The sequence below is a fragment of the Caballeronia temeraria genome (assembly GCF_001544795.2).
Lineage (GTDB): Bacteria > Pseudomonadota > Gammaproteobacteria > Burkholderiales > Burkholderiaceae > Caballeronia > Caballeronia temeraria.
This window is the reverse complement of record NZ_FCOI02000109.1, coordinates 1-1184: the sequence shown is the minus strand read 5'-3', so window position 1 is coordinate 1184 and position 1184 is coordinate 1. Positions and strand designations below refer to the sequence as shown.

Sequence of the window (1184 nt, the reverse complement as noted above, 5' to 3'; positions counted from 1 at the left end):
TTACGGACGTTCCACCGCCAGCGCGACACCCATGCCGCCGCCGATACACAGCGACGCCAGACCCTTCTTCGCGTCGCGCTTCTGCATTTCGTGCAGCAGCGTGACGAGAATCCGGCAGCCCGATGCGCCGATCGGGTGACCGATCGCAATTGCGCCGCCGTTCACGTTGATCTTCGACTGATCCCAGCCCATCTGCTTGTGCACTGCCAGCGCCTGCGCCGCGAATGCCTCGTTGATTTCCATCAGATCGAGATCGTTCACGCTCCAGCCCGCGCGCTCCAGACAGCGCTTCGAGGCCGGCACCGGGCCCATGCCCATGATCTTCGGATCGACGCCCGCGTTCGCGTACGCCTTGATGCGCGCGAGCGGCGTCAAGCCGAGCGCTTCGGCCTTCTTCGCCGACATCACAACCACTGCCGCCGCGCCGTCGTTGATGCCCGATGCGTTCGCCGCCGTCACCGTGCCTTCTTTCGAGAACGCCGGCTTCAGGCCCGCGAGGGCGTCGGCTGTGACGCCGTGACGCACGAATTCGTCGGTGTTGAATTGCAGCGGCTCGCCTTTACGTTGCGGAATCGAGACCGGCACGATTTCATCGTTGAAGCGGCCGGCCTTTTGCGCAGCTTCGGCCTTGTTCTGCGACAGCGCCGCGAACGCGTCCTGCTGCTCGCGCGTGATGCCGAATTCTTTCGCGACGTTCTCTGCCGTCGTGCCCATGTGGTAGTTGTTATAGACGTCCCAGAGGCCATCGACGATCATCGTGTCGATGAGCTTTGCATCGCCCATGCGGAAACCGTCGCGCGAGCCCGGCAGCACGTGCGGTGCCGCGCTCATGTTTTCCTGACCGCCCGCGATGACGATCTCCGCATCGCCCGCGATGATCGCGTTCGCCGCCAGCATCACCGCTTTGAGGCCCGAGCCGCAGACCTTGTTGATCGTCATGCCGGGAACCATGTCGGGCAGACCGGCCTTGATCAGCGACTGGCGCGCCGGGTTCTGGCCCGAGCCTGCCGCGAGCACCTGGCCCAGGATCACTTCGCTCACCTGATCCGGCTTCACGCCGGCGCGCTCCAGCACGGCCTTGATTACCGTCGCGCCCAGTTCCGGCGCCGCGATCTTCGCGAGCGAGCCGCCGAATTTGCCTACCGCCGTACGCGCGGCCGATACGATCACTACGTCAGTCATTT

Annotated in this window: 1 protein-coding gene; it reads right to left on the bottom strand. The window is 64.8% G+C overall.

What is annotated here, in order from left to right; genetic code table 11:
• On the bottom strand, nucleotides 1-1182 hold the full coding sequence (locus tag AWB76_RS38650) for an acetyl-CoA C-acetyltransferase (RefSeq protein WP_061165332.1): 1182 nt from the start codon (nucleotides 1180-1182) through the stop codon (nucleotides 1-3).
• Between the last annotated feature and the right edge of the window lie 2 nt (nucleotides 1183-1184).

Coding starts and splice junctions, on each gene's coding strand:
- AWB76_RS38650 (WP_061165332.1), bottom strand. CDS start 1,182: ATGACTGACGTAGTGATCGTATCGGCCGCGCGTACGGCGGTAGGCAAA.